Here is a 13,988-nt window from a genome sequence, read left to right on the forward strand (position 1 = left end):
TCCATGTCTATCGAGCCCAGGAAATCATCTAAAAAGTGGAGACGTAAGCTACATGAAGTAATTTATGAAGCTGATACTCCAGCGGGCAAGACCTTTGATGTAATCCTTCTGATAGTGATCATTATCAGTTTGATCCTGGTGATGCTAGAAAGCGTTCCAAAATTGGGTGAGCGCTACGAAGATGAGTTTATCATCGCAGAGTGGGTAATTACTATTTTTTTCAGCATTGAGTACGTCCTTCGTATCATCTCAATAAACAAACCTACCAAGTACATTTTCAGCTTTTACGGTATCATCGACTTCTTATCGACAATCCCACTATATCTTACCTTCTTTTTTGGCGGTCTCAATGCATTGATCGCTGTGAGGTCATTAAGATTGTTACGTGTGTTCAGGATTTTGAAGGTGACCCGATATATAGGTGAAGCAGAAAAACTGAGCAAAGCTATACGGGCAAGCGCTCCCAAAATAGCCGTGTTTCTATTTGCCGTGCTGGTCGTGTCCATCATCATGGGAACCTTGATGTACTTAGTAGAAGGACCAGAAAGCGGATTTATCAGTATCCCGGTTTCTATTTACTGGTGTATCGTGACCCTTACTACGGTTGGGTTTGGAGACATTGCTCCTGTTACTCCGTTGGGACAATTCCTGGCTACACTGATCATGATCATGGGATACGGTATCATAGCCGTTCCTACAGGAATAGTCAGTGCCGAATTCACTCACGGGTCCAAAAATAATCAAGCTGACTCCTCTTCGGAAAAGGCGACGGAATATCGTCACGTGAATACACAGGTATGCCAGAACTGCCTGGCCAATAAACATCAGGATGATGCATCCTTCTGTCATAAATGCGGGTATTCTTTAGATGTCAATTAAAACACTTATTTGCATTGTCGGACCCACCGGTATAGGCAAAACTGCCCTTAGTATCGCTTTCGCGAAAGCGTACAACACAAGCATCTTGTCCTCAGATTCAAGACAGTTCTACAAAGAAATGACTATAGGCACAGCGGTTCCTGAGAAAGAAGAACTAGAAGCTGCACCACATCATTTTATACAGAACAGAAGTATACATGATGCATATTCTGTTGGTGATTTTGAACGGGAAGTCACTCAGTTGTTACCTGAACTTTTTCACAAAAACAAGCTTTTAATTATGGTAGGTGGAAGTGCACTTTATGAAAAAGCAGTGACCCACGGATTAGATGATTTACCTGAGGTTCCATCGGAGGTTTTGCAAAGTATAACCGCTGAATTTGAACAGCATGGTTTGCCTTGGTTACAAGAAATGGTAAAGCAAGTGGACCCTGTATTTTATGCGCAAACGGATGTCCAAAACCCGCGCCGACTTCTACGTGCTTTATCTGTTTACAACGCTACCGGCAAAAGATTGAGTAGCCTACAAACAGGAACCCCCAGGCAACGCGATTTTAATGTGATTAAGGTAGGCCTGTATGCAGAGCGTCCCGCGTTATATGAACGCATCAATCAGCGTGTTGATCGTATGGTAGAAATTGGTCTAGCTGAAGAAGCCAAACGACTGTATCCTTATCGTCACCTCAAGGCACTACAAACCGTAGGATACCAAGAGTTTTTTGGAGAGTTTGATGGTCTCCACAACAGGGCTGAAAGTATAAGGTTGGTCAAACGCAATACCAGAAGATTTGCCAAACGACAATTGACCTGGTATCGGAAGGATAAAGATGTCCACTGGTTCCACTATCAGACCTGCCATACTGAGATCATACGGCAGGTCAGTGGATTACTTATGGAATAATTTATTTTTAATAATCTACCTGGTCCTTAACCAATAGACGGAAACCTTCTCCGTGGATATTCACAATCTCAACATTGTCATCATCTTTGAGATACTTACGCAACTTGGCGATATAGACATCCATCGATCTTGAGGTGAAATAGTTGTCGTCTCTCCAGATCTTTGTCAAGGCGAGTTCGCGAGGCATTAGATCATTGAGGTGAAGTGCAAGCAAACGCAGCAATTCGTTTTCCTTTGGTGAGAGTTTTACAGGCTCTTGGTCTTTATAGGAAAGAAACCTTAGTTTAGAGTTCAAGTGGAAGTTACCGACCTGGAATTCAAATTCCTTGGAGTCAGCGATACTGTCTTGCCCTTTGCGCTGCATGATAGCTTTGATTTTCATCAAAAGCACTTCACTGTCAAAAGGTTTATTTAGGTAATCATCAGCTCCCACTTTATAGCCACGTAATACATCTTCCTTCATCGCTTTGGCTGTAAGGAATATGATCGGTACTTCTTCGTTTTTTTCGCGTATTTCCTTGGCGAGTGTAAAACCATCTTTATAGGGCATCATCACATCAAGGATACATAGGTCATAGTTATCTTTCTTGAATTTTTCAAAACCTTCCATACCATTTTTGGCGTGGGTGACGTCAAAATCATTCATCAGTAGGTAATCCTTGAGGACCGTCCCAAAATTGGGATCATCCTCTACAAGTAAAATCTTTTTGTTTTCAGTTTCCATAAATAATTAAATTTAGTTGTGTTTAAGTGATTAGCGGCAAGTGGATACTAAAGGTACTCCCACTTCCCTTGACGCTGTCCACGTGGATCTCTCCACCGCAGTCGTCCAAAATTCGTTTGGCATAAGCCAGTCCCAGTCCGTGCCCTTTGACATTGTGGATGTCACCTGTGTGTTCTCTGAAGAACTTTTGAAAGGCTTGCCGTTGGGCTTGCTTACTCATCCCTATCCCCTGATCACGCACCTTAATTACGATCATGTTCTTTACGTTTTCTGTAAAGACATCGATCACAGGTGCATCTTCAGTATATTTAATGGCATTCTCTAAAATATTGACCACCACATTAGTCATATGGCTTTCATTGGCCAGCACTTCTGTGCGTAAAGCTCCCAGATGCGTATGAAGTATTCCATTCCTCTCTTCCAGGATCAATTGTATGTGTGAGATACTATCAGTGATGATCTCATTCATATCGATGCGCTCCTTTTCAATATTCAAGTCGTTCTTCTCCAGCTTTGAAATCTGTAGCACATTTTCTACCTGGCTGTGCATACGCTTGTTTTCCTCCCTGATCATATGTAGGTAATTCTTTACCTTCTCTGGATCCGAGGCAATCTTAGGATGTTTTAAGGAGTCCAAAGCAAGATTGATGGTTGCGATAGGCGTCTTGAACTCATGGGTCATGTTATTGATAAAATCAGTTTTGATCTGAGAGATCTGTCGCTGCTTAAATATCTGGTTGATGGCATTGGAATAAGCAATCACAATTACCGTAGTAAAGATTAATGATAACAATGCCATTCCTACTACAGTAGAGAGGATATAACTTTTTCTATCTGGCAAATTCAGGTACAACATATAGGAGCCTTTCCCGGTACTTGACGACTTGAACAATGGATACCCATAAGTTGCCTCTGGCAAGAAATTGAAATCAACCGACTGGATTCGGGTGGCGTAATCGTCTTGATAGATAGCATATTCAAAATTGGTATCTATATCGCGCTTGCTCAATTCGGCTTTTATTAAAGCGTAAACTTGATCTTGGGACACCCGTTGGGTAATCGGCAGGAGGCTATTAAATGCATTGATTTGGCTGGCGGCTGCACGCTTCTCATATTCGTCTAATTGGGATAACTCTTGGTATGACTCATCCTTTTGAGCTGTAGTTCCATCGGCATCAGCAGAGCTTTTGGTAGACTTTTCCTTTTTACTAAACAGCTTGGTAAAGGTGATGCTATCCAAATCGATATCCAACAACTGCGGATTTAACTTATAGCTTTCGGTCAGTAAGCTATTACTGTAAGTAGTAGTTTCATCTTGGTTAGCATCCCGCTCAATTAAAAGTAGTTCGCGTACACTTCGGGAATCTGGCTCTAAGCCTAGACTATCCTTCAGGCGTTCCAATGAGTTATACAGACGATCTATTTCACTGTTTTCCAGTTTGGTAGAAACCGTTACTAGTGTTTGCTTGATGGCAAAAGAAAATTGCTCTTCCTTGTTATTGATACTATTAATGATCCAATAAATCTGAACCACGATAATACCCGCGAGGGAAAGACTCATTAAACCAATTAGGAAATATAGTAGACGCTTTTGCACGCCCCAAATTTAACGTTTAGCTAAACTGTTAAAAAGCCTTTAACCTTATATTAACTTTGCAAAATAAATGGATAAAACCATCAATTTAACAGAAGTTCGTGAATTTCACTTACGATTCTCTTAGTTTGTTGAAGATCTTCATTCATTATAACAAAATCAGCTAGTTGCAGTCGTTGAAGGTCAGTCCACTGGCTGGCTAATCTGCGTTCAACTTCGGCTCGTGTCACCTCATCCCTACTGATCACTCTTTGAATACGCGTTTCCAAAGGAGCAGATATCAAAATAACCTGATCACAAAGTTGGCGCCCTCCCGTTTCTAAAAGTATTGCTGCTTCATAAATGATATACTTTCCTGTAACCTTATGCTTCCATACATCGAAATATTGTCTAAGGGCAGGATGTACGATTGCGTTGAGTTGATCCAAAAGTGTTTTATCCTGAAATACCTGAGAAGCAATATATTGTCGATCTGCTAAAACATTGCCCTCTGCCGTGCTACAGTAAGCCTGCTCTCCCAGTAGGCGCTTAACTTTTGCCATGACCTCCTGATCGTTATCCAGCAACTTCTTTGCCTCCAGATCAGCGATAAAGAGACTTGCCCCAAGCTTTTCAAACATTTGAGCCACGGTTGTCTTTCCGCTACCAATTCCGCCGGTAAGACCTATAATTTTCATTTAATGGTCAGGATTTGAATTTTCCTAGGGTTAATGCGATAGCTTAAAATAAGATCACTATCGACTCCGATCTCTGGTATTACGGATTGATTGTTATTGCTAACGTTATTGTAGTCGACAAAAGCTTTAAAGTCTGCTGGGTCTACTTCCAAAAAATTTTCCACTGTAATCGTGTAGGTCAGCTCGATCTGATCAGGAATTATCTTTACCATATTGGAACCTTTGTTCAAAAGTTCAATGGGCAATGTAAGCGTTCCTTCCGTCACCTTGGCAGCGCGCACCTCCATACTAACTTTAGGAGGGATAGTTCTCAGGTCTGGATAATATTCAGATAGATCATATACAATAGTGGTTAGGGTATCCGATATATTTTTTGTATTTGCTGAAATTGTCAAAATATCCAGTTCTTTAATTTTCTGATTGTTCCCAGTGACCTGAATGCTATCATGGGAAATCTTGGGCTCACCCAGATTGATGAAATTGGCTTGAAATCCAAGAGGTTGATCCACACGTAGCGGAATATATCGGGTGTGATAACGCATTAACGGCAAATGGTACTCTCTGTCTATTGTTTGCACCAACTCAAATCCAGAATTCAGCTCACGTTGAATAACCTCTTTGTACGTATCAGGATTAAAAAAAATTGAGTCGTTACGTTCAAAAGTAGAAGCATTGAAATCCAGCGATAAACTCTTCCCTACCAACTTGCTCCATATCAATTGATAGCCACTGGCTTGCACTTTCAGAGGGATTTCGAAAATAAGATCATCTTCTGTACTCATCACATCGGCAGGGATATTGTTCCACTGTATTTGAACAGCAAGTGTTTCTCTATATTGGTCTTTGTAACGAGAAACAAACCAAAGAATACTGACAAATACGGTTATGAGAACAAAACCAAGAGTTCTATGATATCCTATCTTCATGAGGTGAAAAATAATTGTGGAAAAGCACGACGTTCATCCCATCGCAAGATATTGATTTTTATAGTAGATTCCAGAAAACCAATACCGTAACCTATAAATTGAATAAGCACGGCAGGAACAGTTCTCCATCCTACGCTTAAACCGTATTTCATGGTGGCAATGAGTGCATTGATGAACAGATAGACCAGTATTAGTCCCATCATCCACCAATTACCCTTAATTAACAATAAGATAGACACGAAGCTGAAAAGGCAAAACAAGCTTGGTAACCAATAGGTAACTTTACTGGTTGATGGATGCCATTTATTTAATATCACGCGTACCTTACCGAATTTATTCACCTGTTTGTAAAATAAACGCCAGGAAATACGGCGCTTATGATAAACGTAAGCCTCTTTAAAAAGGGCGGTTCTAAAACCCATGTCCCATAAACGAATACTGAGATCAGGATCTTCCCCCGGATGAATAGTTCCAAATCCCCCAGTAGCTTCAAATGCCTTTTTGCTGAGGCCCATATTAAAGCTCCGTGGTTGAAATCTACCCAAGGTCTCTGCTCCTCCTCTAATCCCTCCTGTAGTGAGAAAGGACGTCATGCTGTAGTTGATTGCTTTTTGCAAGGGAGTGAACGATTGATCTGCTGCATCTGGGCCACCAAATGCGTCGACAAAATGGTGGTTTAGGTTTAGATCGACATTCTTAAGATAATGAGAAGGTAAAAGACAGTCACTGTCTAAAATTAGAAAATAATTACCTGTTGCCCTAGCCATACCATAGTTCCTAGAGTCACCTGGACCAGAATTTTCTTTATAGAGATAATTAATGTTTAAGCTTTCGCGAAAGCGGTTACAAACAAATTCACTGGATAAATCTGAGCCGTCTTCAATCACGATAACTTCAAACTGGCGATCAAATTCCAACTGTGTCATACTGCACAGTAGTTGCTCTAATTCCTCTGGTCTATTGAAGACCGGTATGACAAATGAATAATTCAATTTCTCCACTGGTCAAAAGTAAACAATAAAAAAAGGCCGTTCCTGTCTGGAACGGCCTTTTTGGCTTATAATAATTCAGAGCTTATTCCCTGATCACTTTTACAGTGCGTATTTGATCTCCCGTAGTCACCTGCATGAAATATACGCCAGATGTCATGGTAGAAAGATCTACAACCACATTAGTAGAATTAGGCTTGATCACAAACACTTCCTGACCTAATAGGTTGGTCACCTTAACCGTATCCACAACGTCTTGAGCATCAATCTGCACAACATCAGTGGTTGGGTTAGGATAATAGGTGAATCCAAGTACCTCAGGACTATCCACTCCAGTAGTTACATCAATACTGAAATTGTCTACAAAGAAGTCCACAATTTCTGTATCCGCTACTGTACCGTTGGTTGCATAGAAAGCAAACTGTACAACTCCTGAGTAAGCGCTCAGTGAAACTACTTCACGCTGCCCGGTATTGGAGACAGTGCTGTTTGAATCCCAGGTAATCAGTGGATTCCAAGTTGTCCCTCCATCAGTAGTAATCAAGAATAAAATCTCGTCGTCACTACCCAAAGTCGCAGAATTCTGATTGGCAAATCCGGTCATTGCAATGTCAAAGTAAACATTGTAGACTGTAGAACTTCCCAAGTCAAATTCTGGTGTCACTAGCCAATCCATATCTGGAGTGGCACCATCGAATACTGAAATATAGGCAGCTTGACCATTTGGAGACGAAGTGTCATTGGCGAAATCAAATCCTTCCCAATCACCATCCATGTCGTTAGGACCATTTGCCAGTGGCGAACTATCACCTTCAGACCAACATGCACCAGGGAAGACAGAGAAATCATTTCCTGGCCCTCCACCTGCGACTGCAGCTCCATAAGGTGCACTGAACACCCCACAAGTGGTGGTAAATGTAATTGGACCTACCCAATCACCTAAGTTACCCATCCCACAATCTGCTCTAACATAGGCATCATAGGTCGTGAAATTCATCAATCCTGAAATTGTTTGAGGATTAGTAGATGACATATTTTCATATACTGGGGTGGCTGTACCTTGCGCTACTCCTGTAGGCTGAACCTCAACCTGCCAGGAAGTTTCTGAACCACCAGGAGTCCAACCAAAGTTTGCTGTGTTAGAACCAATCATATCTACAGCAAGGTTAGAAGGATTTAAACAACCAGTGAAAGAATCGATAATGATGTCATCGATAGCAATATCGCCATTAAACGAACCACCTCTAGTTCCTCTAAATCTTACTTGAATAGTACTACCTGCAAACGCGCCAAGACTAACATCTGCTGTCAACCATGGATCTGATTGCACCGCTTGCTGCTCGCCAACAAGAGTAAACACATCATTAACCCAACCGGTCCCATCATTTACATCTACATGCAGTATATCGATGTCAACCCCCCACATATGGTAGGAGAAGCTCAAGGCCGGATTAGTCAGTCCAGAAATATCGACAAGTGGAGACAGCAATTCTGCTTCTGCACCCACTCCCCCACTAGAGGCTTCAGTAAAGAAATAATTTGACCCTGAAGCTGCGCCGGTAGGACCTGTGCTGACAGATCCGGTTCCTCCGGAATTAACATCCCATGTATAGCCAGTAGTCTGTGGTGTAGACCAACAATTCTCTTCCGTAAATGAGGTCGTTACAGTAAACATTTCGAATCCTTCAGTGTATGGAGCTATGAAGGCTGAACAACCCGTTTCAAAGGATACTGGTCCTACGACCCGACTCGTATCTCCTCCACCACAATCAGCGGTGACATAGAAATCATAACAAGTTTCTGGTGTCAAACCGGTCAAGGTTAAAGGATTCATCGTAGCACCCGAAACAGTGACAGCATTAGGATCCATGGTTCCTGGAGTAAATCCGCATGGACCATACTCGACATTCCAAGTTGTAGCAGAACCAGCTTGTGTCCAGCTCAAATCTGCTGTAGTATCCGTAACATTAGAAGCTGACAACATACTAGGTGCAGGACAAGTAGGCAATTCATCAACCCTAAAATCATCGATTGAAATATCACCTTCGAAGGTACCCGCGCTAGTGGCTACAAACCTAAACTTAACGGTTGCCCCTGCGTATGCAGTAAGATCGCTGAATTGCTCCAACCAGTCGTCTGCTTGTGCAGTTTGGATTTGACCAGGTCCTAGTGTAACCAAATTAACCCAACCTGATCCATCATTAATATCCAATTCAAGCGTTCCGATTTCTCCACCAAACATATGGTAGTAGAAACTGACGGATGGCGTCATTAAGGCACTAAGATCTACTAACGGAGACTCTAAGGTTGCCATACTGACGTTAGCAGTTCCTGAACTTGCCTCGATATAAAAGTAATTAGAACCACTGAAAGCTGCGGAAGGACCTGTACCTGTGGAAGGCGTACTACCCGCACCATCAACATTCCAGTCATAAGCGTCAACAGATGATGCAGTCCAGCATTGATCACTAGTAAAAGTGGTTGTCGTCGCAAATGCTTCAAAATCTTCTATATACGGCGCAACAGTGGCCGCACAATCAGTTTCGAAGGTAAATGGACCAACGTAAACACTTTCATCACCCGGTGCACAAACTGATCTCACGTAGTATTCATATTGAGTCTCTGGGGAAAGACCGCTAACCGTGGTCATAGGATTGTTTAATACATCGATTACAGGAACAACTGAAGTCATGGTATCTGGAGTAAAGCCTGGAAGACCTACCTCGACATCCCATTCGGTTTCTGTACCACCTGCCGTCCATGACAAATCGGCCGTTGTATCAGTAACGCTATCTACCATCAACATGGATGGGGCAGGACAAGTAGGCGGTGCAGCACAAGTTACATTAGCTTCCCAACCTGGTCTTTCAATTATTCCATCAGATGTAAATACGAAAGTTAAACAACCTGAGGTCGAAGTCCCGATTAACAATTCACCCACTAGGTTACCTGTACCAGTATTGTTTGCTGGATCCCAACACCAAATTGTATCTCCACCAGGTGTATTTATGGTAGGAGAGTTAGTATCAGGCCCATCATATATAGTTAGCCCATCAAAACAACCTGTAGTACTGTCTTCTATATCGTTGAAAGTAAAGCTAACGTAGACCACATCTCCAGCATTGTCAGGACAAATATTATAAGTGGTATTCTCATCACCCTCATAATCACCTGCCACTCCACCAGAATCTACAAAGGGATCACCAGCACAATAATCTGGATCAGTTTTGGAAACAAAACATGTTTCAAATGATATATCCGTAGGAGCACAAACCGCAGACACACATATCTCATATTCAGTATCGCTGTTCAGTCCTGTAATACTTACCATCGGAGATGTAGGGTTGGGTGAAACCGTTGTAAAGGTAGTAGTTCCCACTTCACGGTACTCTACTAGCCACTCTGATTCTGTTCCACCAGCTGTCCAACCGACATCGATGCTAGTGGCGTCACTCATTACCTCTGATAAGCCGGTAATTACTGGACAAGTTTGAATATCATCGACTCTAAAGTCATCAATAGATATATCACCTTCAAAGGTACCGTTGGATTCAGCTCTTAAACGAACCTGAATGATATTCCCTGTAAAATTAAATGGTTGCAGATCAAACTCAGCATCCAGCCAATCATCTGCCTGTGCCGTCTGTTGTTGACCTGGACCAATGGTCCCCACATCATTCACATATCCAGTTCCATCATTTACATCAATATGTAAAGTTCCAATTTCACCACCAAACATATGGTACTTAAACTGAACAGAAGGAGCGGTCAAAGCGGATATATCGATCATTGGAGAAATTAGGGAAGCTTCATCTCCTACTGAACCAGAACTAGCCTCAGTATAGAAATATTTTGAACCACTGAATGCACCCAAAGGACCTGTACCACCAGAAGGTGTAGAACCATTGTCGTCTATGTTCCAGTCATAGGCACTGACAGATGTGGCTTCCCAACAGTTTTCCTCCACAAAAGTGGTCGTCGTAGTAAAGTCTTCAAAATCCGTAAAATACGGAGCAACGAAGGCGGAACAAGCAGTTGTAAAGGTACCAGGACCTGAAGCTGCACTTAGTGTACCCATTCCACAATCGGCAGTAACATAATAATCATAACAAGTAAATGCGCTTAATCCAGTTAAAGTAACAGAAGTTGAGGTTGCTGGTACCGTTGTTGAAGTACCATCGCCGGGAGTAAATCCACAAGGACCATACTCAATGCTCCAAGCGGTAGCACTACCACTTTCAACCCATGAAAGATCTGCGGTAATATCTGTAAAAGCGTCTACACTTAAACTAACTGGCTGCGGACAGGCTGGCAACTCGTCAAACACGACATCATCGATTGCAATATCTGACAATCCAGTTGTTGTGGTTTCAGTACGTTCCGCCCTAAATCTAATCGTTACATTATTTCCAGCATATGCGGCCAAATCTACCACTCTAATATCCCATGGTGATGTTTCACTGGGTTGCTGCTCTCCTGTGATCACTAACACATCATTTGTATAACCTGTACCATCATTGACATCGACATGGAGGATACCTGTTGAGGCTCCAAACATATGGCTAGCAAACTGCATTGATGGAGCAGTCAAATTAGAAAGATCAACTACAGGAGTAATCAAACTCGCCTCATCTCCACTACTACCACCGTTTCCTTCAATATAAAAATAATTGGACCCACTATTGGCTCCAGATGGACCCGTATTTGTCGTAGGCGTCCCGCCAGCAGCATCAAGATTCCAATCCCAAGTGGAAACAGTTACAGCTTCCCAGCAATTTTCTTCTGCAAAAGCAGTAGAGGCTGAGAAGGTTTCAAAATCTTCAGTATAGGGTGCAACCACAGGAGCACAAGCCGTAGTGAAGGTGAATGGTCCTACCCATGCACTGAATCCGTCTGTACCACAATTCGAGCGTACATAAAAATCATAGGTAGTTTCAGGCATTAATCCTGTTGCAATATAAGGATTGGTAGCATTATTCTCTTGAACCACAGCACCTGCGGTTCCTTGTGCTACGCCCGTAGGCTGAACTTCAACCTCCCAGAGAGCAGCCGTTCCATTTTCACTCCAGAACAGACTTGCGGTCGTATCAAAAACACTTTCCACGCCCAACCTGTTTGGATCAGCACATGGTGGTAGGTCAGTTACAGACACATCATCAATGGCAATATCTCCTTCAAAAATACCAGCAGAAACAGCCCTAAACCTCAATTGAACAGTTTGGTTAGCATAGGCGGCCAAATTCACAATCTGCAATTCAAATGGATCTGCTTGATCGGTTTGTTGCTGCCCAGATAAGGTAGTAAGTGTTGTCCAGCCTGAACCAGAAAGATCATCAATCTCTATAAAGAGATCCCCAATTTCACCTCCAAACATATGGTAGTAAAATTGAAGCGAAGGCTCCGTAAGACCAGATAAATCAAACTGTGGACCAGTCAAAATTGCAGTACTAGTACCGGCCGTACCACTACTGGCTTCAATATAAAAATAATTACTCCCTGAGTTAGCTTGATTCGGACCAGTCCCAGTAGAGGGAGTACCGCCATTACCATCAATATTCCAGTCATATAGATCTATCGCCGTAGCACGCCAACATAACTCTTCACCAAAACCAACCTGGGGTGTAAAAGATTCAAAATCTTCTACATATGGCATCGCACTGGTAGGTGTAAAAGGTAAACATAAAGTGGTTACTGAAATAGAAACAGGGCTACTATAATCCGGTAGCATAGGATCACAAACTGCCCTTACATAAACATCATATTCTGTAGCGTCCGTTAAACCAGAAATAGTGGTCATCGCTGTGGTAGGATTAGGACTAACCAAAGTTCCTTGACCAGTAAATGCAGCGGTAATTGTACCTGCAGTGGCATATTCTACCTCCCATTCAGTTTCTGTACTACCTGGCGTCCAACTAACATCAAAGGAATTAGCTTGGACGTTAGATTCAGCAAGAGCACCAACGACTGGACAAGAAATAGCCGTTCTGGCACAATATGGCCCTGCCCACGAACTCAAGTCTCCCATACCACAATCATATCTTACATAAAAACAATACTCTGTGTCGGACTGCAACCCAGTGATGCTGGCAAACGTAGCAGCATTACCAGTCACCGTAGTCCCATTAGCATCATTCAGCATATAAGGTGCAGGACCGTAATTGACTTCAAAATTAGGACTAGGATTACCATTAGCATCCCAAGCGAATTGAATATTGTTAGCCGTTGTTGTAATAGGTGTAAACGCACCAGGAGGCGGACAACTTTCTGTTGTAGTAAAACTATAAGGACCTTGTGACCTACTGATATCTGTTCCAGCAACACAAACCGCTCTCACATAAACATCATAGGTAGTTTCAGCAGACAAGCTATTTAAGGTAAACGGATTAGTTCCAGCAGGAACCGTTGTTCCTCCTGCGCCACCAACCGTATAAGGACTAACTCCGTACTCAATCTCCCATTGGGTTTCTGAACCTCCATTTGTCCAAGAAATTTCCGCTGAATCAGCAGTAACCATCGTCGCAGTAATACTGTTTTGAACTACAGCGGGACAAGTAGGTAAAGTAGTAAATGAAATAGGACCTCTTGAAGTACTTACGTCAGAACCAGGTGTACATACTGCACGGACATAAACATCCAAAGTAGTGTCTGCTGGCAACATGTTCAAGGTAAACGGATTAGTTCCAGCAGGAACCGTTGTTCCTCCTACACCACCAACCATATAAGGACTAACACCGTACTCAATCTCCCATTGGGTTTCTGAGCCTCCATTAGTCCATGCAATCTCAGCAGAATTCGTCGTAATCATTGATACGCTCAAACTCCCTGCAACCACAGCAGGACAGCTAGGGCACGACGCTGTAGTTGAATAAATATTCATCGCACTTGATTGAGCCAAAGGAGTGCGATAAAGCTCAATATCTTCTGAGTCAAAGATCGCAAACTGCCCATCTCCAGGAAGCGACGGAGAACGATAATCAATTTGAAGAGCGTCACCGTCAGAAACTGAAATAGTATAAGTTTCAGTATAGGGTTGACCTGCAACAGGTCCGTCATTCATCACCAAGTAGGTAGTTGTTGTACCATTAATAATGATATCCACACCTGCATTGGCGGTAGCATTTGCGCCAGAATCCCATTCTGTACCAGTAAAGTCAGTTATCTCAAGTCTGTAGTCACATTGCTGTGCTACTGAGAACAAAGAGAAACAGACCATGGTAAGCAGAGTAACATAGAGTTGTTTCATAATTAAGTTTTATATTTTGTTTTTAGAAGTTGTTTAAAGTAAACATTCAAAACGA

General features: G+C 42.4%; 8 protein-coding genes. 2 read left to right on the plus strand and 6 right to left on the minus strand.

What is annotated here, in order from left to right:
• Nucleotides 1-3: 3 nt before the first annotated feature.
• Together EGM47_RS06300 and miaA are read left to right on the plus strand one after the other, a co-directional pair.
• Nucleotides 4-879, plus strand: coding sequence for an ion transporter (locus tag EGM47_RS06300; RefSeq protein ID WP_124979935.1), 876 nt, complete (start codon nt 4-6; stop codon nt 877-879).
• Nucleotides 869-1,780 carry a tRNA (adenosine(37)-N6)-dimethylallyltransferase MiaA gene (gene miaA / locus EGM47_RS06305; protein ID WP_124979936.1) on the plus strand — a complete coding sequence of 304 codons (912 nt, stop codon included), beginning with the start codon at nt 869-871 and terminating at the stop codon, nt 1,778-1,780. The genes EGM47_RS06300 and miaA overlap by 11 nt, the downstream gene beginning before the upstream one ends.
• A gap of 7 nt (nt 1,781-1,787) precedes the next feature.
• On the opposite strand, the gene EGM47_RS06310 is transcribed toward miaA, so the two are convergent.
• The 6 genes from EGM47_RS06310 to EGM47_RS06335 form a co-directional block, all read right to left on the minus strand.
• Nucleotides 1,788-2,504 (minus strand): response regulator transcription factor, encoded by a 717-nt coding sequence (locus tag EGM47_RS06310; RefSeq protein WP_124979937.1) that lies wholly within the window; start codon nt 2,502-2,504, stop codon nt 1,788-1,790.
• 22 nt (nt 2,505-2,526) lie between these two features.
• A complete protein-coding gene (locus EGM47_RS06315) occupies nt 2,527-4,065 on the minus strand; it encodes a sensor histidine kinase (RefSeq protein ID WP_124979938.1) in 1,539 nt (512 codons plus the stop codon).
• Nucleotides 4,066-4,181: 116 nt separating this feature from the next.
• A complete protein-coding gene (gene coaE / locus EGM47_RS06320) occupies nt 4,182-4,775 on the minus strand; it encodes a dephospho-CoA kinase (RefSeq protein WP_124979939.1) in 594 nt (197 codons plus the stop codon).
• Nucleotides 4,772-5,701, minus strand: coding sequence for a YbbR-like domain-containing protein (locus EGM47_RS06325; RefSeq protein ID WP_124979940.1), 930 nt, complete (start codon nt 5,699-5,701; stop codon nt 4,772-4,774). Before EGM47_RS06325 ends, coaE begins: the two co-directional genes overlap by 4 nt.
• Complete coding sequence (locus EGM47_RS06330; RefSeq protein WP_124980346.1) at nt 5,698-6,693, minus strand: glycosyltransferase; 996 nt, start codon at nt 6,691-6,693, stop codon at nt 5,698-5,700. Before EGM47_RS06330 ends, EGM47_RS06325 begins: the two co-directional genes overlap by 4 nt.
• Nucleotides 6,694-6,775: 82 nt before the next feature.
• A complete protein-coding gene (locus tag EGM47_RS06335) occupies nt 6,776-13,933 on the minus strand; it encodes a fibronectin type III domain-containing protein (RefSeq protein WP_206052130.1) in 7,158 nt (2,385 codons plus the stop codon).
• Nucleotides 13,934-13,988 lie beyond the last annotated feature (55 nt).

It is taken from the genome of Nonlabens xiamenensis (assembly GCF_003865345.1).
GTDB classification, from domain to species: domain Bacteria; phylum Bacteroidota; class Bacteroidia; order Flavobacteriales; family Flavobacteriaceae; genus Nonlabens; species Nonlabens xiamenensis.

What these genes read in the sequence shown, in the direction of transcription:
- EGM47_RS06300 (WP_124979935.1), top strand. Translation starts at nt 4, where the DNA reads ATGTCTATCGAGCCCAGGAAATCATCTAAAAAGTGGAGACGTAAGCTA.
- miaA (WP_124979936.1), top strand. Translation starts at nt 869, where the DNA reads ATGTCAATTAAAACACTTATTTGCATTGTCGGACCCACCGGTATAGGC.
- EGM47_RS06310 (WP_124979937.1), bottom strand. Translation starts at nt 2,504, where the DNA reads ATGGAAACTGAAAACAAAAAGATTTTACTTGTAGAGGATGATCCCAAT.
- EGM47_RS06315 (WP_124979938.1), bottom strand. Translation starts at nt 4,065, where the DNA reads ATGAGTCTTTCCCTCGCGGGTATTATCGTGGTTCAGATTTATTGGATC.
- coaE (WP_124979939.1), bottom strand. Translation starts at nt 4,775, where the DNA reads ATGAAAATTATAGGTCTTACCGGCGGAATTGGTAGCGGAAAGACAACC.
- EGM47_RS06325 (WP_124979940.1), bottom strand. Translation starts at nt 5,701, where the DNA reads ATGAAGATAGGATATCATAGAACTCTTGGTTTTGTTCTCATAACCGTA.
- EGM47_RS06335 (WP_206052130.1), bottom strand. Translation starts at nt 13,933, where the DNA reads ATGAAACAACTCTATGTTACTCTGCTTACCATGGTCTGTTTCTCTTTG.